The 24,744-nt window shown below is 70.6% G+C and carries 23 protein-coding genes and 1 pseudogene; 13 read left to right on the forward strand and 11 right to left on the reverse strand.

Annotated elements, in window-relative coordinates; translation table 11 throughout:
• The first annotated feature begins 8 nt into the window (after nt 1-8).
• A complete protein-coding gene (locus tag SK571_RS34235) occupies nt 9-1,556 on the forward strand; it encodes an outer membrane protein assembly factor BamB family protein (protein WP_319988249.1) in 1,548 nt (515 codons plus the stop codon).
• On the opposite strand, the gene SK571_RS34240 is transcribed toward SK571_RS34235, so the two are convergent.
• Nucleotides 1,536-4,115 carry an AfsR/SARP family transcriptional regulator gene (locus tag SK571_RS34240; protein ID WP_319988250.1) on the reverse strand — a complete coding sequence of 860 codons (2,580 nt, stop codon included), beginning with the start codon at nt 4,113-4,115 and terminating at the stop codon, nt 1,536-1,538. The genes SK571_RS34235 and SK571_RS34240 overlap by 21 nt on opposite strands.
• A gap of 58 nt (nt 4,116-4,173) precedes the next feature.
• On the reverse strand, nt 4,174-5,250 hold the full coding sequence (locus SK571_RS34245) for an epoxide hydrolase family protein (RefSeq protein ID WP_319988251.1): 1,077 nt from the start codon (nt 5,248-5,250) through the stop codon (nt 4,174-4,176).
• Nucleotides 5,251-5,293: 43 nt separating this feature from the next.
• Between SK571_RS34245 and SK571_RS34250 the strand changes: the two genes are divergently transcribed.
• Both SK571_RS34250 and SK571_RS34255 read left to right on the forward strand, forming a co-directional pair.
• Nucleotides 5,294-6,232, forward strand: coding sequence for a helix-turn-helix transcriptional regulator (locus SK571_RS34250; RefSeq protein WP_319988252.1), 939 nt, complete (start codon nt 5,294-5,296; stop codon nt 6,230-6,232).
• Nucleotides 6,233-6,302: 70 nt separating this feature from the next.
• A complete protein-coding gene (locus SK571_RS34255) occupies nt 6,303-6,962 on the forward strand; it encodes a PP2C family protein-serine/threonine phosphatase (RefSeq protein ID WP_319988253.1) in 660 nt (219 codons plus the stop codon).
• Nucleotides 6,963-6,972: 10 nt separating this feature from the next.
• Here SK571_RS34255 and ku read toward each other — a convergent pair.
• Nucleotides 6,973-7,758, reverse strand: a pseudogene (ku, locus tag SK571_RS34260) (non-homologous end joining protein Ku); the annotation flags it as partial.
• A gap of 77 nt (nt 7,759-7,835) precedes the next feature.
• Between ku and SK571_RS34265 the strand changes: the two are divergent.
• Nucleotides 7,836-8,330, forward strand: coding sequence for a metallophosphoesterase family protein (locus tag SK571_RS34265; protein WP_319988254.1), 495 nt, complete (start codon nt 7,836-7,838; stop codon nt 8,328-8,330).
• Here the strand turns inward: SK571_RS34265 and SK571_RS34270 are convergent.
• The 3 genes from SK571_RS34270 to SK571_RS34280 form a co-directional block, all read right to left on the reverse strand.
• A complete protein-coding gene (locus SK571_RS34270; RefSeq protein ID WP_319988255.1) occupies nt 8,320-9,033 on the reverse strand; it encodes an alpha/beta hydrolase in 714 nt (237 codons plus the stop codon). The two genes, SK571_RS34265 and SK571_RS34270, sit on opposite strands and share 11 nt — an antisense overlap.
• Before the next feature lie 72 nt (nt 9,034-9,105).
• Nucleotides 9,106-11,973 (reverse strand): discoidin domain-containing protein, encoded by a 2,868-nt coding sequence (locus tag SK571_RS34275; protein WP_319988256.1) that lies wholly within the window; start codon nt 11,971-11,973, stop codon nt 9,106-9,108.
• Nucleotides 11,967-14,519 carry a glycoside hydrolase family 97 catalytic domain-containing protein gene (locus SK571_RS34280; protein ID WP_319988257.1) on the reverse strand — a complete coding sequence of 851 codons (2,553 nt, stop codon included), beginning with the start codon at nt 14,517-14,519 and terminating at the stop codon, nt 11,967-11,969. The genes SK571_RS34275 and SK571_RS34280 overlap by 7 nt, the downstream gene beginning before the upstream one ends.
• A gap of 119 nt (nt 14,520-14,638) precedes the next feature.
• Here SK571_RS34280 and SK571_RS34285 point away from each other — a divergent pair, with 119 nt between their 5' ends.
• From SK571_RS34285 to SK571_RS34305, 5 genes are all read left to right on the forward strand, one after another.
• Nucleotides 14,639-14,932: a hypothetical protein gene (locus SK571_RS34285; protein WP_319988258.1), complete on the forward strand. Its 294-nt coding sequence runs from the start codon at nt 14,639-14,641 to the stop codon at nt 14,930-14,932.
• Nucleotide 14,933: 1 nt separating this feature from the next.
• Nucleotides 14,934-16,229, forward strand: coding sequence for a sensor histidine kinase (locus SK571_RS34290; protein WP_319988259.1), 1,296 nt, complete (start codon nt 14,934-14,936; stop codon nt 16,227-16,229).
• Nucleotides 16,226-16,879 (forward strand): response regulator transcription factor, encoded by a 654-nt coding sequence (locus SK571_RS34295; RefSeq protein WP_319988260.1) that lies wholly within the window; start codon nt 16,226-16,228, stop codon nt 16,877-16,879. Before SK571_RS34290 ends, SK571_RS34295 begins: the two co-directional genes overlap by 4 nt.
• A gap of 61 nt (nt 16,880-16,940) precedes the next feature.
• Nucleotides 16,941-18,284, forward strand: coding sequence for an SLC13 family permease (locus SK571_RS34300; protein ID WP_319988261.1), 1,344 nt, complete (start codon nt 16,941-16,943; stop codon nt 18,282-18,284).
• A gap of 8 nt (nt 18,285-18,292) precedes the next feature.
• On the forward strand, nt 18,293-19,429 hold the full coding sequence (locus SK571_RS34305) for a glycerate kinase family protein (RefSeq protein WP_319988262.1): 1,137 nt from the start codon (nt 18,293-18,295) through the stop codon (nt 19,427-19,429).
• Here the strand turns inward: SK571_RS34305 and SK571_RS34310 are convergent.
• Nucleotides 19,419-20,030, reverse strand: coding sequence for a hypothetical protein (locus SK571_RS34310; RefSeq protein WP_319988263.1), 612 nt, complete (start codon nt 20,028-20,030; stop codon nt 19,419-19,421). The two genes, SK571_RS34305 and SK571_RS34310, sit on opposite strands and share 11 nt — an antisense overlap.
• Nucleotides 20,031-20,049: 19 nt before the next feature.
• On the opposite strand from SK571_RS34310, the gene SK571_RS34315 reads away from it, so the two are divergent.
• The gene (locus tag SK571_RS34315; RefSeq protein ID WP_266035211.1) at nt 20,050-20,214 is read left to right on the forward strand and encodes a hypothetical protein; all 165 of its coding nucleotides are present in this window, start codon (nt 20,050-20,052) and stop codon (nt 20,212-20,214) included.
• Between the two features lie 298 nt (nt 20,215-20,512).
• Here the strand turns inward: SK571_RS34315 and SK571_RS34320 are convergent, their stop codons facing one another.
• Nucleotides 20,513-20,665 (reverse strand): hypothetical protein, encoded by a 153-nt coding sequence (locus SK571_RS34320; RefSeq protein WP_319988264.1) that lies wholly within the window; start codon nt 20,663-20,665, stop codon nt 20,513-20,515.
• A gap of 84 nt (nt 20,666-20,749) precedes the next feature.
• Here SK571_RS34320 and SK571_RS34325 point away from each other — a divergent pair, with 84 nt between their 5' ends.
• On the forward strand, nt 20,750-21,010 hold the full coding sequence (locus SK571_RS34325) for a sigma factor (RefSeq protein WP_319988265.1): 261 nt from the start codon (nt 20,750-20,752) through the stop codon (nt 21,008-21,010).
• 242 nt (nt 21,011-21,252) lie between these two features.
• Nucleotides 21,253-21,906, forward strand: a complete 654-nt coding sequence (locus SK571_RS34330; RefSeq protein WP_319988266.1) for a fasciclin domain-containing protein — start codon at nt 21,253-21,255, stop codon at nt 21,904-21,906.
• A 63-nt stretch (nt 21,907-21,969) separates the two neighbouring features.
• Here SK571_RS34330 and SK571_RS34335 read toward each other — a convergent pair whose 3' ends face one another.
• The 3 genes from SK571_RS34335 to SK571_RS34345 all read right to left on the reverse strand — a co-directional run bounded on the left by SK571_RS34335 (nt 21,970) and on the right by SK571_RS34345 (nt 23,728).
• Nucleotides 21,970-22,242: an NAD-binding protein gene (locus tag SK571_RS34335; protein ID WP_319988267.1), complete on the reverse strand. Its 273-nt coding sequence runs from the start codon at nt 22,240-22,242 to the stop codon at nt 21,970-21,972.
• A 163-nt stretch (nt 22,243-22,405) separates the two neighbouring features.
• Nucleotides 22,406-23,137, reverse strand: a complete 732-nt coding sequence (locus SK571_RS34340; RefSeq protein WP_319988268.1) for an anti-sigma factor — start codon at nt 23,135-23,137, stop codon at nt 22,406-22,408.
• 36 nt (nt 23,138-23,173) lie between these two features.
• Nucleotides 23,174-23,728, reverse strand: a complete 555-nt coding sequence (locus SK571_RS34345; protein ID WP_319988269.1) for a sigma-70 family RNA polymerase sigma factor — start codon at nt 23,726-23,728, stop codon at nt 23,174-23,176.
• Nucleotides 23,729-23,864: 136 nt separating this feature from the next.
• On the opposite strand from SK571_RS34345, the gene SK571_RS34350 reads away from it, so the two are divergent.
• Entirely contained in the window at nt 23,865-24,713 is an 849-nt protein-coding gene (locus SK571_RS34350; protein ID WP_319988270.1) for a DUF4394 domain-containing protein, read from the forward strand.
• Nucleotides 24,714-24,744 lie beyond the last annotated feature (31 nt).

Here is a 24,744-nt window from a genome sequence, read left to right on the forward strand (position 1 = left end):
AAAATTCCATGCTCAGAACAACTGCGCTGCTCACCGCGGCGCTGGTGGTGCTGACCGCGTCACCCGCCACCGCGCACGCAGGCGGCGACTGGACCGGGTGGGCGAAGGACCTCGACGGCACGCGGCACCAGGCCGCGGAATGGCGTCTCAACGCGGGCAACGCCGGAAAGCTCGAGCTGAAGTGGGCGTTCGCCTATCCCAAGGGCGACTACAACGGCGTCCGCAGCCAGCCCGCCGTCGTGGGGGACACGATCTACTTCGGTGGCCCCGACGGGAAGTTCTACGCCCGTGACGCGCGCACCGGCCGGTCCCGCTGGGAGTTCACGCTCCCGCAGGCCGACCGGTACGCGTTCAACTCCGACGGCCCGACGGTGGCCGACGGCAAGGTGTTCTTCGGTGACAGCGCGAGCAGGTTCTTCGCGCTCGACCAGCGCACCGGCCGCCTGACGTGGCAGGTGCAGCTCGACACCGGCATCGCGTCGATGACCACCAGCTCGCCGATCGTCCACAACGGACTGGTGTACGTCGGCACCTCCAGCAGCGAGAACATGCTGCCGAACACGCACGCCTGCTGCACGTTCCGGGGTCACATCGACGCCTACGACATCGACACCGGCGCTCTGGTCTGGCGCCACTACACGGTGCCGGAACCGGTCGAGGTCGGCACCTGGCCCAACGGCGCCAAGCGGTTCGAGCCGTCCGGTGTCGGCGTGTGGAGCTCACCGGTGATCGACCGCCGGACCGGCACGCTCTACGTCGGCACGGGCCAGAACTACACGGGCAAGGGCGGCGAGTTCGACTCGCTGCTGGCGCTCGACGCCCGCACCGGCGCGGTGAGGTGGACCAACCAGGTCACCGACGCCGACACGTGGCGCGACGCGTGCAACCAGCCCGACGCCGAGGGCTACTGCCCCGGGCTCAAGGACGGCACCAACCTCGACTACGACATCGGTGCCACGCCGAACCTCTTCACCGTCAACGGCCGCCGGCTCGTGGGCGTCGGCCAGAAGTCCGGTGTGTACCACGTGTTCGACGCCTCGACGGGGCAGGTCGTGTGGCGTCGTCAGCTCGGCGTGCCGCTGCCCAGCGGTGGCATCTCGGGCATCCAGTGGGGCTCCAGCTACGACGGCAAGCGGCTCTACATCGCGACCTACTACGCCGAGCCCGGCAAGCTGTTCGCGGTGGATCCCGCCACCGGCACCGTTCTGTGGGAGACCCCGGCACCCGCCGACGGCTGCTCCACGGGCGGTGCGGCCGGTCAGCCCGGTTGCTACCGGGCGCACGGTGTACCGGTGTCCAGCTCACCCGGCGTGGTGTGGCTGGGCGCGCTCGACGGCAAGTTCCGCGCGTACAACGCCAGGACCGGCCAGGTCATCTGGTCCCACGACACCATCCAGGACGTCCGCGGTGTCAACGGGCTGACCGGGCGCGGCGGCACGCTGGCCGGGCCCGGTGCCGGTGCGGTGGTGTCGGACGGCATGGTCTACGTGCAGTCGGGTTACTCCTCCGGCTACGTGAATCCGCACGGCCACGTGCTACTGGCCTTCGGCCTGTAGCTTCGCGCGCACCTCGTCGGTGGGCAGGCCTGCCTGAGTGCGCAGCTCGACCGCTTTCTGCCAGGCCTCCCGGGCCAGTTCGGCGGCACCCGCGGCAGCGTGGGTGTCGCCGAGCTGTTCGTACGCACCGGCTTCGAGCGGGAGGTCGCCGCCGAGCCGGAACATCTCCGACGAGCGGGTGAACGCCTCGGCGGCCTTCGCGTGATCACCCAGCCCGAGGTGGCCGGTGCCCAGGTTGTCCCACGCCTCGGCCTGGCCGATCAGGTGGTCCATCTCCCGCCACATCCGCATGGCGCGCTCGGCGTGGTCGACTGCTTCTGCGTACTCGCCGAGCTTGCCGTGGCCCCACGCGAGCCCGGTCAGCGCGTTGGCCTGGCCGTAGGAGTCGCCGCACTCCTCGAACAACGCGAGCCCGCGCCGCGTGTGCTCCATCGCCTCGCCGATCCGGTCGTCCGGGCACAGCATCGCGATGTTCAGCAGCACCCCGGCCTGGCCCGCCGGATTGCCCTCGTAGACGTCGAACGCCCGGTGCAGCGCGGCTGTGGCCTCGTCGGGGCGGCGCATGCGGCTCAGGCTGCGGCCGAGGTTGATCAGCGTGCGGCCCAGGCCGTCGGCGTCGTCGAGCTGTTCCACGGCGGCGACCGCGAGTTGTTGCGACGTCAGGAGATCGCGGTAGCGGGCCTGGCGGTCGAGGGCGTCGGCGAGCGACCAGCCCATGAGCCACGTCTGCGCCGGTGTGCCGTGGCGCATCGCCGCCATCAACGTCGGATGCTCGGCCATCAGCCACGCCAGTGCTGCCTCGTGCGTGCCGAAGCGCAGGACCACGACACCGGGAGCCGGTGGGGGAGTGGCCGGGCGGTGGCGGCTGGGCGTGTACACGACACCGGCCTCGACGCCCGTCAGCGCGAGGTGGTCGAGCAGCCGGTTCAGGGCCTCGTCGCGTTCGTCGTCGAGGGCCAGCTCGGCCGCGTAGTCGCGCAGCAGGTCGTGGCAGGTGAACCGGCCCGGCTCCGGCTGGTCGATCAGGTTCGCCGTCGCGAGCTCGGCGAGCAGGGCCTCGGTCTCCCGCACGTCCAGCGCCGCCAGTGACGCGGCCCCGGCGAGGCTGATGTCCGAGCCCGGCATCAGCCCGAGCAGCCGGAACAGCCGCAGCGCCGCGGGGCTCAACGCCTTGCAGGAGTGGGAGAACACCGAACGCAGGTCCGCCGTGACGTCATCGTCGTCGGCGAACGCGTCGAGGTCCGCCAGCTCGTCCGCGAGCGCCGCCAGCGGGAACTCCGGCTGCGTCGCCGCTCGCGCGCCGGCTACCGCGAGCGCGAGCGGCAGGCGCGCGCAGCGGCGGACCACGGTGTCGACGGCGTCCGGCTCGGCCCGCGCGCGGTCGTGCCCGATCCGGGCGGCCAGCAGCTCGCGGGCGTCCTCCGGCGGCAGCAGCCCCAGCGGCAAGGCCTTGGCGTGCGGCGGTTTGAGCGAGGTTCGGCTGGTGATCACCACGTGCGCGTTCGGCGTGCGCGGCAGCAACGGCTCGACCTGCTCGGCGTCCGTCGCGTTGTCCAGCAGCACGAGCACCCGCTTGTCCGCGAGCGCGTCCCGCAGCAGTGCCGACTGCCCCGCGAGGTCGTGCGGCACCTGGGCGCGCGGCACGTCGAGCGCCGAGAGGAACCGCAGCAGCGCGTCACCGGGACTCACCGCCGCGCCGCTCGGGCCGAAGCCGTGCAGGTTCACGTAGAGCTGACCGTCGGGGAACCGGTCGATGGCCTGGTGCGCCCAGTGCACGGCCAGCGAGGTCTTGCCGACCCCGCCGGTGCCGGTGATCACCACGACGCCGTTCGGCGCGTCGTCGAGCTCCGCGAGCTCCAGTGCCCGGCCGGTGAACGGCTTGGGCGCAGCCGGCAGCTGGCGCGGGGCCGAGGCCGCCCGCAGGCGCCGGTGCAGGGTCGCGAGGTGGCGCGACGGCTCGGCACCCAGCTCACCGGCGAGCCGGGCGCGCACGACCTCGAAGTGCCGCAACGCTTCCGCGGCGCGTCCGCTGCCGTGCAACGCCTCGATCAGCTGGGCGGCGATCCGCTCGTCCAGCGGTCGGCTGGAGGCCAGGGCGTGCAGCTCGGGCACCAGCTCCGCGCGCTCACCCCTGGCCAGCCGTTCGTCGACGTGGTCGAGCCGGGCCGCGAGGAGCTCCTCCGCGAAGCCCGCGCGCAGCTGCCGGGCCCACGGTGTGTCCAGTGTGGACAACGGCTCGGCCTGCGCGAGCGCCAGCGCGTCGGCGGTCCTTCCGACGCGCACCAGGTGCCGGAACAGGTGCAGATCGATCTCCAGCGGATCCACGCGCAGCACGTAGCCGCCGCGGTCGCGTTCGATCAGGCCCGGCAACGTCTGCCGCAGCCTCGTCAGCCACGTCTGCACCATCGCGCGGGCACGCGGCGGGGGAGCGTCCCCCAGGACCCGTTCGACCAGCTCTTCGGCGGTCACGACCTGACCCGCGTCGGCGAGCAGCACGCCGAGCAGGGCGCCGAGGCGCGTCGGACCGAACTCGGTCGCGCCGAAGACCGTGTACCGCACGGTGATCACCGTAGTGGCTCCGGCTCCGCCCGCACCCCGGCCGAGCGTCACGTCGTCCTCACAAGAGGAACGACTCCCGCAGCTCCTGGACCATCAGCTCCGGCACCTCCAGCGCCGCGAAGTGGCCGCCCCGCGCCATCTCCGTCCAGCGCACGATGGTGTGGTTGCGCTCGGCCATCCGCCGGATCGGCACCCCCACGTCGTGCGGGAACACCGCGACCGAAGTCGGTGTCCCGGACATCGGCTCCAGCTCGCCCCACGTCTCGTCCCCCTCCTGGTAGTAGCGCGCCGACGAGCCCGCGGTCCGGGTGAACCAGAAGATCGACGCGGTCGTCAGCACCGCGTCGAGGGGTACCCCGATCTCCGGGTCGCTCCACGTGTGGAACGCCCATTCGATCCACTCGAGCTGCGCGACCGGCGAGTCGGTGAGCGCGTGGGCGACCGACTGCGGCCGCGTGCTCTGCATCGACACGTACCCGAACTGCTCGAACTCGTACTGGAAGGCCTTCTCCACGGACCGCCGCTCGGCGTCGACGCTCATGTCCGCGGTCTCCTGGGTGACACCGGCCGAGAAGATCTGGTTGACGTGGACGGCCTTCACCTCGTCGCGCATCCCGAGCTGACGGGTGAGCATGGCGCCGAAGTCGTATCCGTGCGCGAGGTAGCGGTCGTAGCCCAGGCGTCGCATCAGCTCGGCGAACACGCCTGCCACGCGGGGGATGGTCCAGCCGAGCTCCGTGGTGGGGCCGGGGAAACCGAAGCCCGGCACGGACGGGATCACGAGGTGGAAGTCGCGGCTGAGCGGTTCGATCATCTGCTCGAACGCGAAGCAGGTCGTGGGCCAGCCGTGGGTGAGCAGCAGCGGTTCGGCGTTCGCGCGAGGGCTCCGCACGTGCAGGAAGTGCAGCGGGGTGCCGTCGATCTCGGTGACGAACTGCGGGATCTTGTTGAGCCGCCGTTCCCGCTCGCGCCAGTCGAAGTCGCGCCAGCGGGCCACGAGCTCCTTGAGGCGTTCCTGGGGTGTGCCCTGCGCCCAGCTCGCGCCCGCCGGTTCGCTGGGCCAGCGGGTCTGGTCGAGGCGGCGGTGCAGGTCGTCGATCTCGGACTGGGGGATGGCGATGTCGAACGGCTTCATGCCGACGACGCTATGGGCACTGTAGGACAGTTATGGTCCTACAGTGGCCTCTGCTCGATTGTTGAAGTTGCTCGGTCTGCTGCAGTCACGCCGTGAGTGGTCCGGTTCGGAGCTCGCGGACAGGTTGGGCGTCACCACGCGCACGGTCCGGCGTGACGTCGACCGGCTTCGTTCGCTGGACTACCCGGTGCACGCGTCGATGGGCACGTCCGGCGGTGGTTACCGGCTCGGACCGGGTGCGCGGTTGCCACCGTTGCTGCTGGACGACGACGAAGCCGTGGCCGTGGCGGTGGGGCTGCGGACCGCGAGCGGCATCGAGAACATCGGTGAGACGGCCGTGCGCGCGTTGCTGAAGGTCGAGCAGGTGCTGCCGTCCGCGCTGCGGCACCGGGTCGCGGCACTGGAGATCGCGACGGTGCCGCACACCTCGGCGCCTCCCGCGGTCGACGCCGGGTTGCTGACGCTGGTCGGGACGGCCTGCCGCGACCGGCAGCGGATCCGGTTCTCCTACGTCGGGCACTCGGGGGAGGAGTCGCGGCGCGAGGCCGAGCCGCACCGGCTCGTGACGTGGGGCCGGCGCTGGTACCTGGTCGCCTGGGACGTGCTGCGGGAGGACTGGCGGACATTTCGACTCGATCGGATGAGCGTGCGGACCCCGTTCGGTGCCCGCTTCACGCCCCGTGAGATTCCGGGCGGCGACGCGGGAGCGTTCGTGGCGGCGCGCGTGGCCGATCGGTGGCCGGTGCAGGGCGTCGTGCGACTGAGCGTGCCCGCGTCGGAGGCCGTGGAGTGGCAGAGCTACGGCGAGGTTTCGGCTGTGGACGAAACCTCGTGCCACGTGCGGGTCGGAGGCGAGACGATGGACGACGTGGTGTTCATGCTCGCGAGCATCACCGTCGAGTTCGAGGTCGTCTCCCCGCCGGAGCTGTCCGCCGCGTTGCTCCGGGCAGCGGACCGGTTTCGCCGGGCGGCGAAGTTCTAGAGAACTTCTCAGGGTCCTGACAGCAGACTCCTAGGCGCGCAGGGCTTAGTGGAGGTCAGGGAGGTCCGCCATGCTGATCGATCACACCAGGCCGCTGGACACGGTTCCGCTGGGCACCGCGCTCACGGTGACCCACGCGTCGGATCGTGGACCGCGCAGGTACAACGCCGATGCCTTCGCCGTGGGCCGCCGCACGTTCGTGGTCACCGACGGGGTGGGCGACTCCGCGGCCGCGGCCGAAGCCGCATGGGCCGCCGCACGCGCCGCGACCCTGCTGACCGACCCGGTCGCCGCGATCCTCGCCGCCCGCGACGCCCTCCAGGTGCACTCGGGCGACGCCGTGATCGTCGTCGCCACGGCCCGCCCGGACGGCGGCTTCGACGTGGCGTGGGCAGGCGACGCCCGCGCGTACGCCTCCGACGGCTCGGACCTCGTCCAGCTCACCACCGACCACACGGTCGCCGAGTACTTCCGCGAGCGCGGCATCAAGGCCGAACCGCGGATGGAACACGTAGTCACCAACACCGTCCGCCACGCGACGGCGGAGAACATCGGCCGTGCGGCGACACGGGCTCCCCGGCTCGCTCTCGTGTCCGATGGCGTCTACGGGCCGTTGGGATACAACGGGATCGAGGCGATCATGTCCGGGCACGGCTCAGCGCAGCGTTTGGTGCGTGCTGCCCTGTACGCGCGAGGCACCGACAACGCGACGGCGCTCGTGGTCAGCTGACCTTCTTGCCGCGCTTCTTCTTGCTCGCCTCGACGCTGCGCTGCAACGCCTCCATGAGGTCCACGACGCCGGTGGCCTCCGCGGGCTCGTCCTCGACCTTGACCTTGCTGCCCTTCTGCTTGGCCTTGATCAGCTTGGTGACCCGCTCGGTGTAGGTGTCGCGGTAGTCCTTCGGCCGCCACTCGTCGGCCATGGACTCGACCAGCGACACCGCCATGTCGAGCTCCTTGCCGCGGGGCGCCCTGCCCTCCGGCACCACGTCCAGCACGTCCTTCGGCTTGCGGATCTCGTCGGCGAAGAACAGCGTGTGCACGGCGAGAATGCCCTTGTCCTCAGTCAGCGCGGTCAGGTACTGCTTGCCGCGCATGACGAACATGGCGATGCCCGCCCGGTTCGTCTTCTTCATCGCCTGCGCCAGCAGCAGGTACGGGCGGGAGAACTCGGGCTTGGCCGGCCCGAGCCAGTACGTCTTCTGGAAGTGCACCGGGTCGATCTCGTCGATGTCCACGAACGCCTCGATGTCGAGCGTGCGGCTGCGGCCCGGCGCGATCTCGTCCAGCTCCTCGGGCTCCACGACCACGTACTCGCCGTTCTCGACCTCGTGCCCCTTCACGATCTTGTCGTAGGGCACCTCACGGCCGGTGCGCTCGTTGACGCGCTTGTACCGGATGCGGTCGGACGTGCCGCGCTGGAACTGGTTGAAGTGCACGGTGTGGTCCTCGGTGGCGCTGTACAGCTCCACCGGGATGCTCACGAGTCCAAAACTGACAGAACCGCTCCAGATCGCCCTCGCCATGCAGGTCAGGTACCCACCGGACGGCGCGGTTACTCGTCGAGAAGCTCCGGGAGCCCGACCTTGCTACCGTCGTGGGCGTGAGAGTCGTGGTGCTGTCCGACACCCACGCACCGCGGTTCTGGAAGCGGTGCCCGCCGGCCGTGGCCGATCACCTGCGGTCAGCCGACCTGATCCTGCACGGCGGGGACGTCTGCGTCGCTCCCGTGCTGGACGAGCTGGCGCAGTACGCGCCCGTCATCGCCGTGTGCGGCAACAACGACGGCCCGGACGTGGTGGCGTGGGGCGCGCCGGAGACGGTCGAGTCCGACATCGACGGCCTGCCGTTCGCGATGATCCACGACAGCGGCCAGAAGACCGGCCGGATGGCGAGGATGCGCCGCCGGTTCCCCGCCGCCCGGCTCGTCGTGTTCGGACATTCGCACATCCCGTGCGACGAGCAGGAGGACGGGGTCCGCGTGTTCAACCCCGGCTCACCCACGGACGAACGGCGTCAGCCGCACGGCACGATCGGGCTGCTGGACATCGAGGACGGAGTCCTGCTCGACGCCCGGATCGTGCCGGTCACGCGGTGACCTCGACGTCCCGCCGTGCCCAGGCCGCGAGGCGCGGGCCGAGTGCTTCGTAGACGTGCGGGTCGAACCCCATGCCGGTGTGCGTGCTGCTCACCTCGACGCATTCCGCGCACGGGTCCTGGCACAGCTCCCACGGCACGACACCGTCCGAACGCGAGAAGATGGAGATCGCGGGGACCTGCAACGGTTCCGCGAGTGCCTTGATGTGTTCGTCGAAGCACGGCCCGCTCAGGCAGTCGTCGTCGAGCAGACCCGGCACACCCGCGGCGGCGAGGCGGGCCAGCAGCCGGGCGACGCGCAGGACGCCGGGATGCGCGCCCAGCGGGTCGAGCACGGGGCTGCCCAGCATCACGAGGCCGTGCACGAGGTCGGGACGCCGGGAGGCGACCAGTCGTGCGAGCCAGCCGCCGCGGCTCTGGCCGAGCAACACCACCGGACGGCCGGTGAGTTCAGCGTGCTTCTCGGTGCTGTGCGCCAGTTTTGTCAACAGCTCCGTGGTGCAGCCGACGGTGAACCCGACTCCTGAACGGGTCGGGCGGTAACCGCGGGCACGCAGCCACCACGCCGCAGGGGACAGACTGGCCTCACCCGCGCCGAAACCCGGCACGAGCACGACGCCGAGTCCATTGCCCTGGTGCGGTTCCACGCTCCGCCACACCGGATGGCGCAGCAGCCTCGGCACGTCCCACACCGCCCTCACCACGCTCTCACGTGAGGCGGATCGCAACCCGTCGAACATGACTGTGGGTTGCCGACCGAATGCCGCCTAAACCCGTCATCGCCGCACCACGACAGCGCGCAGCGAGGCGTGCCCCGGCCGCCAGCCGGTCGACACGGCGACGTACCTCGCAGTGGTAGCTGAGCCGTAGGTCTTGCCGTCCACGCTGTACGTGACGGTGTGCGGCGGTGGTGCGCCGTTCGTCCATTGCAGATCGACGTCACCGATGGCGTGCACGGCACCGAGGTCGACGACCATGCGGCCGTCGCGGCCCGGCGTCCACGCGGTGTGCCGCTCGCCGTCCACAGCGGCGGCCGGGTCGCTCATGCCGGGCGGCAGCACGGAGTTCGGGAACGTGACACGCCCGAGCGCGAGGTCGTCGATCGGGAACGGCCGCACGCCCGGCATGCCGACCGTGCGCTCGGCACGGCCCAGCGCGACCGGGAGGCTGCGTCCGTCGCGGTGGACCAGCACGAACATCGCCGGGCCGCCGCGGAAGGTGACCCGTTGCGCGTCGTGCACGACGGCGGTGATGCCCGGCGGGATGCCGCGGGCGGTGAACCACGGCGCCTCGACCCGCGCGGTGGCGGCGGGCAGGCTGAGCGCGTACTCGGTGCCGTCACGGGTCGTGACCTGCGTTCCCCGGTACAGCCGGGTGCCGCGCAGGCGCACGGTTCCCGTGACGTCGGCGCCGGACAGGTTGAAGAGGCTGAGGAACCCGTCCGCGGTGCTCGCGCGCACTCCCGCGGGGCACTGCGGCGCCGGTTCCGCCGCGACCTCGCGCAGGTCCGCCCGGACGTACCCCTCCACGATCCCGGCCGGCACGGTGATCGTGTCGCCGTGCACGGTGATCGGCTCGGCCGACCGCGCGACGAACCCCGCCCGGCCGTCCACGTCGAGCCAGCCCGATGTCCCGAGGTCCGGGCGCGGGTACGAGGCCACCGTCGTCCACGTGGCGCCGTCCGTCGACGTCTCGATGCGGTAGGCGCCCGCGGCCGCTGTCTCCCAACGCAGGCGCACGCGGTCCACAGTGGTGGCGGTGCCGAGGTCGACGGCGATCCAGCTGTCCGCGCGGCCGCGCTCGGCACGGGCGACCGCCCAGCGCGTGACCGGATCGCCGTCGGCCGCCTTCGCCGGTTCGTAGCCGGGATCGAACGACGACGCCGTCACCGTCCCCGGACCCACCTCGAACTCGAACAGCGAGTAGCCGTAGGTGGGATGCGGGGTGATGCCGACCATCCGGACGTGGCGTGCGGTCGTCGCCGGGAACGTCAGGTCGTCGACCCGGAACCCCGTGCGCGCCGGGATCGTGACACGGCCCGCCGATCCCGTGTAGGTGCGCGAGCCGGTGAGGCCGGGCATCCCGGCCATCGCGAGGTTGTGCACGTCGACCCGGCCGGGACGGGGGAGCGCGCACACGATCGTGCCGGTCGGCAGGGTGGCGGTGCCGGCGAACCCGTCCGCGAACCGCAGCAGGCCCGCCGTCGCGTCGAAACCATCACGAACCTGCTGGTACACAGCGATGTTGCGCCCGGTGACGGCCGCCGGGGGCAGCAGCATCGGCGTCGAGCCGCTGATCTTGAACAGCCAGTCGTCGTGCGCGGGCTGCCACGCGAGCTTCGTGAACCCGGGCTTGGTCACCGTGCCCGCCCAGGCCGCGGCCGACTGGTGCGTCAGCAGCCCCGGGTCCACGCCGTGGTCGATCGTGATGGCGGCTTTGCGGAAGAATTCCTGCTCGGACACGGGTTTCGCGGGCGGGCGCAGTTCGTGCAACAGGTAGCTGATCGCGAGCTCCGCGCGTGCCTCCGGCTCGTACTTGGCCTCACCGGAGAACTTCGCGAGCCGGTGGACCGGCGGATGGGCCTGGTAGGCGAGCAGCCGGGACGCGAGCGCGGCCTCGGCGCGGGCGGCCATCGGATCACGGAGGACGGTGGAGCGGAAGGCGAGCGGGATGACGTCACGGCCGTAGAGGTGCTCGCGGTCGTTGACCATGGGCATCAACGGCTCGCCCGCGTCGCTCATCGTCGCGAGGATGGTGCGCCACAACAGTTCTCCGTTGGGCTGCTTGGTCAGCACCTCGGGCAGCGGCCGTCCGGCGAGCAGGAAGTGCACGGCGTTGCGGCCCGAGGTGCGCCAGAGCTCCTCCTGGTAGTGCGGGCCGAACGAGCCGTGGTTCTCGACGATGAACGTGTCGTGCAGGTTCGTCGCCGTGTTGGCGGAGACCGGCACTCCGTCCACAACGGAGGGATTGGCGAGATCGGCGGCGGGCAGCCCGGCCTCGTTGCGGCTCCAGCGGCCGAACGCCTCCAGCCAGCCCGGTCCGTCGCCGTGCCAGGCCAGTCCGGGCGCGAGTGCCTGGGCGTAGACGCCCATCTCCTCCAGCTTCGTGTCGCCCCGGTGGCCGCCGGTGAGCCCGTTCGGCGTCCAGCTGCCGGAGCGCGGGTCGTTGCCGGTGCCGAGCGACGTCGTGTACTCGGCCTGGCCGCGCGCGATCGCCTCGACGTGCGCGCGGGTGGCCGGGTCGAGGTCCGGCCAGAGCAGCCGGGCGGCCAGCACGAAGTAGGACTGGAAGGTGGTGTCCCAGAACAGGGTCTTGCCCCACTCGGTGCCACCCGCCAGCACGTTGCTCGCCGCGAAGTGCTTGATCGTGGCGAGCGTGTGGTCGCGCAGGACGGTCTTCTCCACGCCCGCCAGTGCCGCGTCGTAGCTGCCCCTGGTGAGCAGGACGGCGTTGCCGAGCACGACCGCGAACCCGAAGTCGGTGCGCCGGTAGCGTCCGGCCGTGGCGTCGTACTGCGTCTCGGCCCACCTCGTGTGCCTGAGCAGCACCTCGTAGTAGGTGTCCTTCAGTTGTGCGACCGAGACTTTCGGCGCGACCGCCAGCACACCTGTGGCGTAGAGGAACGTTCTGCGGTTGATCAGCATGTCAGGGCTGCCTCCGCCCAGTCGGCGTGGTCGAAGTTGCGGCCGTCGCCGCCGTCGGTGACGCGGAGGCTGAGCATCCGGACGGCGCTGACGTCGACGTCGATCGGCACCGCCGCGCCCTTGCCGCGGATGACTCCGCTGTCGTACAGGAGTTCGTCGTCGCCGAACACCTGGAACGCGACCGAGCCCGGCTGCTCGGTCTCGTCGTCGAGGCCGATCTTCGCCGCGAGGCGCTCGCAGCCGCGGCCCAGGTAGACCGAGACCTCGGACGGTGCGTGCGTGCCGAGCCCCTTGGCGTAGGTGACGCCGCCGATGGCCAACGCCGCGCCGTCACCACCGGTGTTCTCGCCGTTGGACCTGTCCCGTTCCACCGGGCCCCAGCCGTTGGTCTCGCTCATGAACGGCAGATCGCTGACCTGCGTGCCGTTCGCCGGCGTCGGGGGTGGCACGAACGCCTTGACCACCTGCTCGACGTGCACACCGGAACCGAAGGTGGCGACGATCGGCACGTCCACCGGGCCGACCCGGGTTCCGGCGGTGAGCCGCCAGCGCCCGCTGATCGACTCGCCGGGTGCGAGCGTGCGGCGCTGGATCGCGGCACCCGTGACGGACCAGCCCTCGGGGGCGGTCGCGGTCAGCTTGACGTCGCGGATCTCCTTGTCGCCGTTGGTGAACGTGCCGGCGACCTCGATCGTCGAACCAGGCGGGGTGTCGACCGTGCCGGTGGGCTCGACGGTGAGCGTGGTCTTCGGGACCTGGCGGATCGGCTGGTCGCACGTCCGCAGGCCGGGCCGGTAGCGGCAGACGACCGCCGCGAAGCCGCCGTTGCGCCTGGTCGGCACGCTCAGCGTGTCGGTGTTGCGCAGGACTTGCGTGTCACGCACGACGTCGGCCCTGGCGGCGGGGTCGCGGACGGTCTCCACCAGCCACTGCCCGCCGCCGAGGAACCCGAGCGGCGCCCGCAGCGTGCGTTCCTGGGTGGCGATGCCGCCGACGAACCACCTGTCGCCGTTGCGGCGTGCGACGACGGCGTGCGAGTCCGGATCGCCGTAGAGCAGCCGGGTCTCGTCCCAGACCGTCGGAAGCTGGTCGAGGTAGCGCAACGCCTGCGGATGCCGTTCGTAGGCCTCGGGTTTGTCCGCGAAGTGCGTCCAGCCCGACTCGTAGACGACCGGCAGCGCGACCTCGTGCGCGATCGACGCCTCCTTCGTGCCGACTTCGAGCGACACGGGCGTGTAGTCCATCGAACCGGCGACGTTGCGGGTGAAGAACTGCACGGGGTTGTTGGCGGCGGGCGGGTAGTTCTCGGCGCCGCGCACGGCCTCCATCGTGAGCACGTGCGGCCAGGTGCGCGCGAGGCCGTGCGGGATGGTGGAACCGTGGAAGTTGACCATCAGCTTGAGGTCGGCCGTCTTCTGCAACACCGCGTCGTACCAGCGGTAGCGGTCCTGCGAGTCGGACTCCATGAAGTCGAGTTTCACGCCCTTCGCACCCCACTGCTTGATCCTGGGCAGCACGGTGTCGCGTTCCTGCTGGGTGTCGAGGTCGCTCCAGCGCAGCCACAGCAGGATCTCCACGCCCTGCGCGCGGGCGTACCGGATGAGCTCCGGCACCCACGCGGCGCTCCAGCCCTCGTCGACCAGCGCGTACTCCCAGCCGTGGCGGGCGGCGAAGTCCACGTACTGCTTCTGCCGCGCGAAGTCGCTCGGGCTCGAGTGCTCGCTCAGCCACGACCACGCGACCTTGCCCGGCTTGATCCAGCTCACGTCCGTGAACGTCGCCGGGCTCGCCAGGTCGTCCACGAGAGTGGAGGTGCTCACGGTGTTCAGGTCACCGACGATCGCCGTGCGCCACGGAGTCGTGCCGGTCGACGCCACCTGCTCGTCCGCCAGCACGACCTGGAAACCGTCGCCGCTCCTGCGCAGCCTGCTGCCCGCGTACCTGCCATCCACATCGGACTCGGTGAGCAGCGCGAAGTCCTGCCCCGTCTGGAATAGCGACGGATAGCCGAAGTCGCCGGTGGCCTCACCCGCGGTCGTGCGCACGCGGTTGGCCTCGTACCAGGCGTTGTAGGGCAGCAACCACGCCTTCGAGTCGGCGGGAACCCGGAAGCTCGACGCCTCGGACGTCACCGCGGCCGGACCCGGCAGCAAGTACCGGTAGGCGACGCCGTCCGCCGCGGCGCGCACGACCAGGTCGAAGCTGCCGGCGGCGTTGCGGAAGCCGAACCGCGCCTCGGTCATGCGGGCCGAACGCTGCAGCCGCTTGCCGTGGGGCATGGTGTAGCGATCGATGACAACGCGGTCACTGCGCCCTGTGAACGTGAGGTCCTTGGTGAGATCCGCGGTGGTCGTGGTGAGCCCGACGGCTGCCGGCTGAAGCACGGTTCTGCCCTGCCTGCTCACAGCCAGCGTCAGGTTTCCGCTGTTCAGAGATAGTGTCGCCGTGATCTGGCCCGGTCCGGCGACCATCCAGCCGGAGGGAGCGGCGGTGGCAGGCACGGCAGGCAACAGCAGGGCGAGCACGAGTACGAGCAGTCGTGACATCGTTGTCAGCTCCTGGGTGTGGGACCGCTCTCATCGTGTTGGTCCGTCCGTTCCCGGTCAAGGGGCTGATGATTATCAGTCGATTTGCGGACAGATGAAGAGATCTTCATCTTGGTCTCATGCGGCACTTCGCGAGGGACGGCAGGCTCGGTCGCATGCTGCCGTCCGCCCGCACCGGCACGGTCCTCGTGGCCGTGCTCAGCGTGGCGTGCGCGCTCGCGGCCGTGCTGCTCGTGCTGACCGTGGTGCGGCCGGTGCCACCTGACGTGCGCACGCCGGATGTGGAGATAGGACGTTCCGCTCCGCCGACGACGTCCTCGGTGGTGCCCACACCGGGGCCGGTAGTGGTGCCCACGCCGGGGTCGGTGCTGCCGCCGCCACCGCCGGTCGATGACGACGACGAGGACGACTGACGTGCCCGCACGCGTGAAGATCATGTGCTGGCTCCTCGGCCTGATGACGCTCGTCCTCGCGACCGTCGTGGTCGTGGTGTGGCGCCTGCTGCTCGTCGACGTCGACGACCGCGTCAACCGCGCCCTGGAGCAGGAGACCACCGAGTTCGGCGCCTACGCGGAGAACCACGCCGGTGACGCCGGCACCGTCGCCGAGGCCCACCTGAGCCTGCAGTACCCCGACGAGCACGAGATCCACCTGGCCGTGCTGCCCGGTCACGTGCTGGTGCAGCGCTCCGAGGTGACGTATGCGCTGGAGAAAGACCGTGCGGTCCTGGGCGCGATCACGTCCTCCGGTGCGCCGTGGGGTGTCGCGTCCACCCCGGCCGGACCGTTCCGGTGGGCGAAGGTGCACACGGCCGCGCCGCAGGAGATGTGGTTCGTCACCGGCTACTTCGAGGACGGCGTGCGAGCGCCGGTGCACTCGACGGTGCGCGTCCTGGTGCTGGTGTCGCTGGCAGGCCTGCTGATCGCCGCCCTGATCGCGTGGCTCGTGGCGGGGGTGGTCCTCGCTCCGATCCGCGTGGTCCGCCAGGCCGCCGCCGAGATCACCGAGGCCGACCTCACGCGCCGGATCCCGGTCTCCGGCAACGACGACGTGGCGGCACTGGCGAAGCAGTTCAACTCGATGCTCGACCGCCTCGACCGCTCGTTCCGCCTGCAGCGCCAGTTCCTCGACGACGCCTCCCACGAACTGCGCACACCGATCACCATCGTCCGCGGTCACCTGGAACTGCTCGGCGACTCGCCGCAGGAGCGCGCCGACGTGGTGCGGCTGTGCACCGACGAACTCGACCGCATGGCCCGCCTGGTCGAGGACCTGCTGCTGCTGGTCAAGTCGGAACGCCCGGACTTCCTCCGCCCCGTCACCGTGAGCCTCCCGGAACTCACCAGCGACATCGACGCCCACCTCCGCGCCCTCGGCGACCGCCGCTGGGTGCTCGACTCGATCGCGGAAGGCGAGGCCGTGCTGGACCCGCAACGCGTGACCCAGGCCGTTCTGCAGCTCGCCTCGAACGCCGTCCGCCACACCACCCCAGGTGCGACCATCCGCTTCGGATCCTCTGTGGACTCCGTCGTCTCCTTCTGGATCGCCGACTCCGGGCCCGGTGTGAGCGACGAGTCGATGCTGTTCTCCCGCTCGACCGGCCTCGGCCTGCCGATCGTGAAGGCCATCGCCGAAGCCCACGGAGGCGCGGTGCGGGTCAGCTCGGTGGCGGGCGAGGGCGCGACGTTCGTGGTGGAGGTGCCTCGATGACCGGCCGGATCCTCATCGTCGAGGACGAGGCGCGCATCGCCTCGTTCGTGGAGAAAGGCCTGCGGGCCAACGGCTTCACCACGTCCGTCGTGGCGTCCGGAGCCGACGCGCTGTCGTGGGCCGCCTCGTTCGACCTGGTGGTGCTGGACCTAGGACTCCCCGACCTCGACGGCTTCTCGGTCCTGCGGGCCCTGCGCGACCAGGGAGTCGCCACCCCGGTGATCATCCTGACCGCCCGCGACTCGGTGCACGACACCGTGGCGGGGTTGTCCGGCGGCGCCGACGACTACATGACCAAGCCGTTCCGCTTCGAGGAACTGCTGGCGCGCGTCCGGCTCCGTCTGCGCCCGCCCGGCGTGCCCGAGGCGACGGTGCTCACCGCCGGTTCGTTGTCGCTCGACCTGCGCACCCGCCAGGCCGTGCTGCCGTCCGGTTCGGTGGACCTCACTGCTCGCGAGTTCGCCCTGCTGGAGCTGTTCCTGCGGCATCCGGGACAGGTGCTGGTGCGCGAGCAGATCCTGTCCCACGTGTGGGGCTACGACTTCGACCCCGGGTCCAACGTGGTCGACGTGTACGTGCGGTCGTTGCGGCGCAAGATCGGCGCGGAGCGGCTGGAGACCGTGCGCGGCATGGGGTACCGCCTCAGCTAGATGAAGACTCCTTCATCCGGGCCTCACCTGTGGGTCAGGGTGGCCGCGCACGATCGGTCTCGTGATCCTGACGCTGGTGGTCTTCGCGGTGGCGGTGGTGCTGTGGACGTGCACCCCGCTGGACGACACGTTCGTCGCCCTGGCCGCCGTCGTGGCCCTGCTGCTGTTCGGCGTCCTGCCCGCCTCGGCCCTGGCGGTGCTCGGCGGGTCGACGACGTGGCTGCTCATCGCGGCCTTCGTGCTGGCCGGCGGGGTCTCGGCGTCCGGGCTGCCCGCGCGCCTCGCGACCTCGTTGGTGGGACGTGCCCGCTCGGTGCGCGGGCTGATGCACCTGACGGCGTTCGCCTTGCTGCTCACGGCTTTCTTCGTGCCGTCCACCTCGGGCCGTGCCGCCCTGACCCTGCCGGTGCACCGCGCTCTGCGGGTGAACGCGCGGGTGTCGCGGGCGCTCGGCGTGCTGTTCCCGTCGGTGATCCTGCTGACCGCGGTGGCGACACTGGTGGGGGCGGGGGCGCACCTGATCACCAGCGCGTTGCTGGAACAGGCGACGGGGGAGGGGATCGGGTTCGGGCAGTGGATGCTGCTGGGGCTCCCGCTCGCGGTGGTCAGCGCGCACGTGACGGCCGAGGTGGTGTTGTGGCTGTTCACGACCCGTGCGGACCGCGCGGAGCCGTTGACTGGCCAGGCGGAGCCGCTGGACCCGAGCGACGAGCCCACGGTCGTGCTCGCAGCGCGGAGCGAGGGTCCCCTCCCAGGGGACCCCTGTTCTAATTCTCCCAGACAGCACCGACAGTTTCCGGCGCTCACCAGGCCCGAGATCACCTCACTGGTCATCGTCGGCATCGTCTCGGCGGGGTGGCTCACCGAGTCCTGGCACCACGTCCCACCCGAGGTCACCGCCCTCGCCGGTGCTGTCGCCATCACCGCGCCACGCCTCGGCACCACGACGCTCAAAGCCGCGTTCGCCGACATCCCGTGGTCGCTCCTGCTGTTCATGGCCGCCACCACGATGCTCGGCTCGGCCCTGGTCAGCTCCGGCGCGACACACACCCTCGCCACCCTCATCAGCCCGTCGCACCTGCTGCCGACCGTGATCGCGGTGAGCCTCCTCGCGCACCTCGTCATCCAGTCCCGCTCGGCCCGCTCCTCGGTCCTGGTCCCGATCGTCATCCCGCTCGCCGCGGCCGCCGGCTTGAACCCCGCCGCGCTGGCGTTCGCCTCCACCGCGGCCGCCGGCTTCTGCCACACCACCACGGCCTCCGCGAAACCGGTCGCCCTCTTCGCCGGCGCCTACAGCCCGCGGGACCTGCTCAAACTCTCGGCGGTCCTGGCGCCGATCACCGGCGCGCTCGTCCTCGCGTGCGCCGTTCTCCTCTGGCCGCACCTCGGCCTGCCACTGAAATGAGGTCACCGATGCGTTTCCTGGTAGCTCCCAGCGGTTTCAAGGAGTCTCTGGACGCGTGCGACGTCGCCGACGCGATCGCACGCGGCATCTACCGCGTGGTGCCCGGCGCGATCGTGGACAAGGCACCGCTCGTGGACGGCGGCGAAGGCTCGGCCCGAGCACTCGCCGAGGCCACGAACGGCACCCTTGTCCCCGCGCTCGTCACCGGACCGGTCGGCGAGGAGATCCCGTCCCACTTCGCGTTGCTCGGCGGCCCCGGTCCGCGCACGGCCGTGGTCGAGATGGCCGCGGCGGCGGGGTTGAGGCTCGTCCCGAAGCACCACCGCGATCCGGCGACCACCACCACGTACGGCGTCGGCGAGCTCATCCGTGCCGCGCTGGACCTGGGCGTCGACCGCATCCTGGTCGGGTGCGGCGACTCCGGCACGTCGGACGGCGGCGCGGGCGCACTGCAGGCGTTGGGGGCCCGCATCACCGACGCGCTCGGCCGCGAGATCGGACGCGGGGGAGCGGCCCTGGCCGGCGCCGCCGCACTCGACCTGTCCGAAGTGGACCCGAGGCTGGACAAGGCCGAGATCACCGTGGCCTGCAACCAGCACAACGTCCTGTGCGGTGATCGGGGCGTGGCGAGGGTGTTCGGCCCGCAGAAGGGCGCGACCCCGGCCCAGGTCGACCTGCTCAGCGATGCCCTGGACAACTGGGCCGACCTGCTCGGCCCCGGCGTCCGCACCATGCCGGGCGGTGGCGCGTCCGGGGGGCTGGGCGCCGGCCTGCACGCACTGGGCGCCACCCTGCTGCCGCGCTTCGACGTCGTCCTGGAGCACTCCGACCTCGACGCCCGCCTGCCCGAGGCCGACCTGGTGATCACCGCGGAAGGCGCCATCGACGGCCAGACCCCGCACGGCAAGGTTCCCGCGGAGGTGGCGCGCCGGGCCAAGAAGCACGGCAAGCCCGTCATCGCGCTCGCCGGCACGATCGGGGAGAACGCCCGCGCCAACCACGACGCCGGCATCGACGCCTACACCAGCATCATCGCCGCGCCCGTCACGCTGGACACCGCGATGGCCGCCACGGCGGAGCTCCTCACCGACGCCACGGAGCGCACCCTGCGACTGCTCCTCGTCGGCGCGGCCCTCACACGATGATCTCGACCTCTTTGCGGAGCTTGGCGCCGTCCAGCAGCTCGAGGTCGTCGCCGCTCCAGAACCGGCCGGGGTCGTACCAGTTGGGCCTGCGCTTGGGCAGCAGTCCCATCTCCTCGTACGTCACGGCCACGATCTCCGCGCAGAACGCGCTCTCGATGCTCGCGTCACCCTTGTGCCCCAACGGAACCCGCCCGCGCAACCACCGCGAGGCGAGCTTCGCGGTCGAGGGGAACGGCGTGCCGTCCAGCCGCGCCACCGTCCGCAGCGCCGCGTCCTCCATCTCGCGCGTCACCTCGTGGTCGAGCTGCCGCAACCAGGCCCGCTGCCCGTACTTGTCGTGCCACGTCACGACCGCGTCGCGCAGGTCGTGCAACTGGGCGCCGCGCTGGTGCGTGCCGCTCCACATGTCCTTCAGGGACTTGCCGAGCTCGGCGTGCCACATCAACGGCGGCATGTCGTCGATCACGATCGCCATGCCGACGTGGTTGACGGGACTGTTCGTCATGGCCTGGATCGCCCGGTCCGCCGCACTGCGCCCCCGGAACACCCACACGTCACCGGTGCGGGTCATCTCGACGGCTTTGTCCAGTGTTGTCGCCATGGCCCAGTAGCCTAGGCACATGAAGCTGTGGAAGGTGATCGGTATGGCCGCTTTCGCGGGTGTCGCGGCGAGCGGCGTGGTCGTGGCCCGCAACCAGCGCCGCCGCGCCGCCTACACCCCCGACCAGATCAGGGAGCGTCTGCACCAGCGGCTGGCCGAGGCGTCCGCGCCCCGTCCGGAATGAGCCGGTAGGCCACAAAGGCCGCCACGGCCGGCAGCACGGCCGCCACGAGCGCCGTCCCCTGCATCGCCTCGGTGAAGATGCCCGCGCGGGCCCACGCCGACAGCACGGTCCCGAGCACCGCGATGCCCAGCACCGCGCCCAGTTCGCAGGCCGTCTCCGACACGGCCGACGTCGCGCCAGCCCATGTCGGCCGGTACCGCGGCCACCACGGCGTCCGTCGTGAGCGTGAGCGCCATGCCCACGCCGGCGCCGAGCACCACCGCGATGGCGGGATAACCCGACGAGAAGCCGACGATCGTCAGGCCGCCCTCGCTGACCAACACCCCAGTGCGACCGCGCGGCCACTGCCGAGCAGGCGAACGAGCGGTCCGATCACCACGACGACGAGCACCGCCACGTTGCCCAGCGGCAGTTCCCGCACGCTTGCCTCCAGCGGCCAGTAACCCAGCACGTTCTGGAAGGTGTTCGGACTCGCACGCGGAGTGCTGCGGGGTCAGGCGCAGTCCGAAGAGGTGTTCCAGGAGGTCTGCTCGAGGTGTGGCGGACCGCCGGCCGGTTCGATCCGGCCCGCGGCAAGGCCACGACCTGGATCCTGACCATGACGCACAGGCGCGCGGTCGACCGGGTGCGGTCCGCGCGAGCGGCGGCCAGCCGGGACGAACGAGTCGCTCTGATGGACGTGACGACTCCGTTCGACGAGGTCACCGAACGCCTGGAACAGCGCAAGGTCCGGCGATGCCTGACCGATCTGCAGCGCGAGTCCGTGCTGCCGGCCTACTGCCAGGGCTGTGCGTGATGCCTGTGGTTCGCGGCTGATCGCATCGCGGATTGCTCGTGGGGCAGAAGTGCAGGCGCGTGGGGGAGTGAGCCGAGTTGATCGTCGACTGTGGACTGTGGCTGCAGGTGGATCGTTCGCCCTGGTCGCGCACGAGTCGCGGTCGCGTTGGTAACAGGTCGATAACCAGACCCATCCGTTTTCCGCGGGGTGGCGAATCACATGTAGCAACTTCCCCGTTCACTCCTTGGAGATGTCTCGTCATGAACAAGACCGTCCGCAACACTGTCCTGGCCATCGGCGCCGCCTCGCTCGCCCTGTTCGGCGCAGCGTGCGGCTCGGGCGACATGGCCGCCAGCAGCTCCAGCACCGCCCCGACCTCCGCCACCTCGTCCGCGCCGTCGTCGGCTGCGATGGCCGACCCGGCCAAGGACCTCGTCGGCCCGGGCTGTGCCGACTACGCGAAGCAGGTTCCGTCCGGTGCGGGCTCCGTCAGCGGCATGGCCGCTGACCCGGTTGCCGTCGCCGCGAGCAACAACCCGTTGCTGACCACGCTCGTGAGCGCGGTGTCCGGGAAGCTGAACCCGAAGGTGAACCTGGTCTCGACGCTGAACGGCGCTGAGTTCACGGTGTTCGCGCCGGTCGACTCGGCGTTCGCGAAGATCGATGCCGCGACGATCGAGAAGCTCAAGACCGATGACGCGCTGCTGACCAAGATTCTCACGTACCACGTCGTCCCCGGCCAGATCTCGCCCGACAAGATCGCCGGTGACCAGAAGACCGTGCAGACCGGCACCGTGAAGGTCACCGGTTCCGGCAACGCGATCAAGGTCAACGACGCCAACGTGATCTGCGGTGGCGTGAAGACCGCCAACGCCACCGTCTACCTCATCGACTCGGTGCTGCTGCCCGCCTGACATCTCCAGGAAAGCAGTACCGCGACTCCGGGAACCGCGCTGTGTGCGCGGTTTCCGGAGTTTTCACGTCTGCCGGTCGTCCGCTTGTCGCATGTGGATGATCACGATCCCATCGGACGCGAAGATCGTGTGGTTCTCCGGTTCGCGGATGATGGCCGCGATCACGGCGTCGGGGTTCAAGGACCGTACCGCTCTCGTGATCAGGAAGGCGTTGAGGTCGTCTGGAACCGCGACGACGACACGGTCGGCGATGTCAGCGACCGCTTCTTCCAGCGCGCATCTGTCCCGCCCATTCCCGCGCACCGCGATGGCACCGTTGGTCGAGGTCTCGGCCAACGGCGGCGAGGTAGTCGGTGTCCAGCACGGTCGGCTGTGCATCCGGCTGCGATGCCGGCACCGAGTTCACGGCGCTGCGTCCGGTGTCGCCGTAGCCGATGGCGAGGATGTGATCGGTCACGTTCTGGACTCGGTGTGCCGCTCGAACTGGATTGCGTCCGTTTCAGCGAAGTTCGATGGTGAGGACCGGAGACCCGGTCGGGCTCGGTGATCCCCGCGAGGGCTCGACGGTGAGAATGGCTTCGCCCACCCCTCGAATCTCGCTCACGAGCAGCGACGTCACTTCGCCTGCCGGACGCACGGTTCCCGCTGATCGTGGACCGTGGTCGTCCACCAGCCACAGCTGGTAGATCCAGTCATGCGGCAACGTGCGCAATCCAACTGCCAGAAAGAGCATCTCGTCGCGGCTGCGCGACACCGCGACGGTTCCCGCGGAACCTCCGGCGGTGACGAGTCGCAGATCAGGCGCCGCCAGCAGGTCTCCGATGTGAGTACGTGGAGAGGCGGCCACGGGGACGATCGCCGAGGAGGTCAGTGCGCCGTGCACACCGGCCACCGCCGCGGCGGCCACACAGGCAGCGGAGATCAGAGCCGCGGCGCGCCGGAAACCTCGACGCCGTGAAGAGACCGTCACGTTCTCCGAGACCGGTGGCACCTGCTTCACGTGTCGGACCGCGTTCAGCACCTGTGATCGCAGGGTGTGCGGATGTACGTGGTCGACGGCGTTGCCGAGTCGGGCCGCGGTCTCCTCCAGTTCGGCCGTTTCGTCCGCACAGCCCCGGCATCTGCCCAGGTGTGCTTCGAACTCGGCTCGCTCGGCGTCGGGCAGCGCGCCGAGTGCGTGGGCACCGGTCAGCAGGTGCGGGTTGATCGCACGCGTCAGTCCCGGTTTCACACGGCTACTTCGAAGCCGTGCGGTGAGCGGATTGCCTCAAGCCGCAGTTCGTACACCCATGTCGGCCATGACCGATCGCAACGCCTTGAGTCCGAAGTGGACCCGGCTGCGCAACGTCGCCTGGGGCACCTCCAGTTCCGCTGCCACATCGCGATACGACCGGCCGCGCAGGTAGGTCTCCACGACGGCGGCGCGTTGGTCCGCGTTGATCCGCGACAGTCCCATCTGCACCAGTCGTCCGTCGATCGTGGTGTGGACGAAGTCCTTGCTCACCTCGCCGGCGTCGGCAGCGGCCGCCCGTGCGGCCGTCATCCGCTTGTCGTTGCGCAGCCGTGACCGGACCTCGTCGATGACGACGTTGCGGGCGATCGCGAACAACCAGACGCGCACGCTGGCCAGTTCGGGTTTGAAGCCGTCCGCGGACCTCCACGCCCGCAGGAACACCTCCTGCACGACCTCTTCCGCGGCACAGTCGTCGCCGAGCTGCCGCAGTGCGAAGCGATGCAGTTCCGCTGCGTGCAGGGCGTAGATCTCCTGGAAGACCACGTTGCCACGCAGGTCGGGTCGCCGTCGTCTGCCGATGTGCGCCATGAGCTCCCCATCGCCGTTCCTGCACGGGATTCGAGACCGACCGAAGAGCGGATGGGCGAGTTTTGTCCTGATTTCAACGCGACGGCCGGTGCGGTCGTACACACCTGTGTTCCACGACCACCTACCGGGAGAGAACATGCGCATCGCTCGTACGACCGCACTCGTAGGTGCGGCGGCACTGCTCATGACCGCACTCGCCGCCACGCCGGCCGTGGCGTCGGCTGACCAGCCACGAGTTCACCTGCTGACCTCGGACGGGGTGCTGAGCACCAGGAGCTGGTCGTCCCCGCTGCTGTCCCAGAACCGCGTCCGAGTCACCGGCCTCAAGGCACGCGACCGGCTGATCGGCATGGACGTGCGGCCCGCCACCGGCGCGCTGTACGCGATCGCCGCCTCGGGCCAGCTCTACGTCCTCGACCCGCGCACGGGCAAGGCGACGGCGGTGGGTGCGCCGGTCGCGATCACGGGAGCGGCGGTCGGCATCGACTTCAACCCGGTGGTCGACCGCATCCGCCTGGTCACCACCAGCGGCCAGAACCTGCGCCTGGTTCCTGACACCGGAGCCGTGGCCGCAGTCGACACCCCGCTCGCCTACGCGCCGGGAGACCGCGCTGCGGGCAGCACACCCCAGGTGTCCGGCGCGGGTTACACCAACAGCGTCGCCGGGGCGACGTCGACCACGCTCTACGACCTCGACAGCCGCAAGGACACACTGGTCACCCAGGGCACGGTCGCCGGCGTGACGCCGGTCGTGTCCCCCAACACCGGGCAACTGTTCACCGTCGGCAGGCTGGGCGTCGACGTCGGCAGGACCAACGGCTTCGACATCGCCACCACCGACGGCCGGCACCGCGCGATGGCCGCCGTGCAGCCGGAGTTCTCACTGCTCGGGGGCTCGCTCCTGGTGAAGGTCGACCTGGACAGCGGGCGAGCCTCGGTCGTCGGCTTCGCCGGAGGCACGGTCGTGGGACTCGCCTTCGCCTGACGCACGCGGGAAGGCCGCCCCGGAGCGCGGT

Origin of the sequence: Lentzea kristufekii (assembly GCF_033949925.1) — a bacterium.
In the GTDB taxonomy this organism is placed as follows: domain Bacteria; phylum Actinomycetota; class Actinomycetes; order Mycobacteriales; family Pseudonocardiaceae; genus Lentzea; species Lentzea kristufekii.

What these genes read in the sequence shown, in the direction of transcription:
- SK571_RS34280 (WP_319988257.1), bottom strand. Translation starts at nt 14,519, where the DNA reads ATGTCACGACTGCTCGTACTCGTGCTCGCCCTGCTGTTGCCTGCCGTG.
- SK571_RS34345 (WP_319988269.1), bottom strand. Translation starts at nt 23,728, where the DNA reads ATGGCGCACATCGGCAGACGACGGCGACCCGACCTGCGTGGCAACGTG.
- SK571_RS34285 (WP_319988258.1), top strand. Translation starts at nt 14,639, where the DNA reads ATGCGGCACTTCGCGAGGGACGGCAGGCTCGGTCGCATGCTGCCGTCC.
- SK571_RS34295 (WP_319988260.1), top strand. Translation starts at nt 16,226, where the DNA reads ATGACCGGCCGGATCCTCATCGTCGAGGACGAGGCGCGCATCGCCTCG.
- SK571_RS34305 (WP_319988262.1), top strand. Translation starts at nt 18,293, where the DNA reads ATGCGTTTCCTGGTAGCTCCCAGCGGTTTCAAGGAGTCTCTGGACGCG.
- SK571_RS34350 (WP_319988270.1), top strand. Translation starts at nt 23,865, where the DNA reads ATGCGCATCGCTCGTACGACCGCACTCGTAGGTGCGGCGGCACTGCTC.
- SK571_RS34330 (WP_319988266.1), top strand. Translation starts at nt 21,253, where the DNA reads ATGAACAAGACCGTCCGCAACACTGTCCTGGCCATCGGCGCCGCCTCG.
- SK571_RS34275 (WP_319988256.1), bottom strand. Translation starts at nt 11,973, where the DNA reads ATGCTGATCAACCGCAGAACGTTCCTCTACGCCACAGGTGTGCTGGCG.
- SK571_RS34315 (WP_266035211.1), top strand. Translation starts at nt 20,050, where the DNA reads ATGAAGCTGTGGAAGGTGATCGGTATGGCCGCTTTCGCGGGTGTCGCG.
- SK571_RS34255 (WP_319988253.1), top strand. Translation starts at nt 6,303, where the DNA reads ATGCTGATCGATCACACCAGGCCGCTGGACACGGTTCCGCTGGGCACC.
- SK571_RS34245 (WP_319988251.1), bottom strand. Translation starts at nt 5,250, where the DNA reads ATGAAGCCGTTCGACATCGCCATCCCCCAGTCCGAGATCGACGACCTG.
- SK571_RS34310 (WP_319988263.1), bottom strand. Translation starts at nt 20,030, where the DNA reads ATGGCGACAACACTGGACAAAGCCGTCGAGATGACCCGCACCGGTGAC.
- SK571_RS34235 (WP_319988249.1), top strand. Translation starts at nt 9, where the DNA reads ATGCTCAGAACAACTGCGCTGCTCACCGCGGCGCTGGTGGTGCTGACC.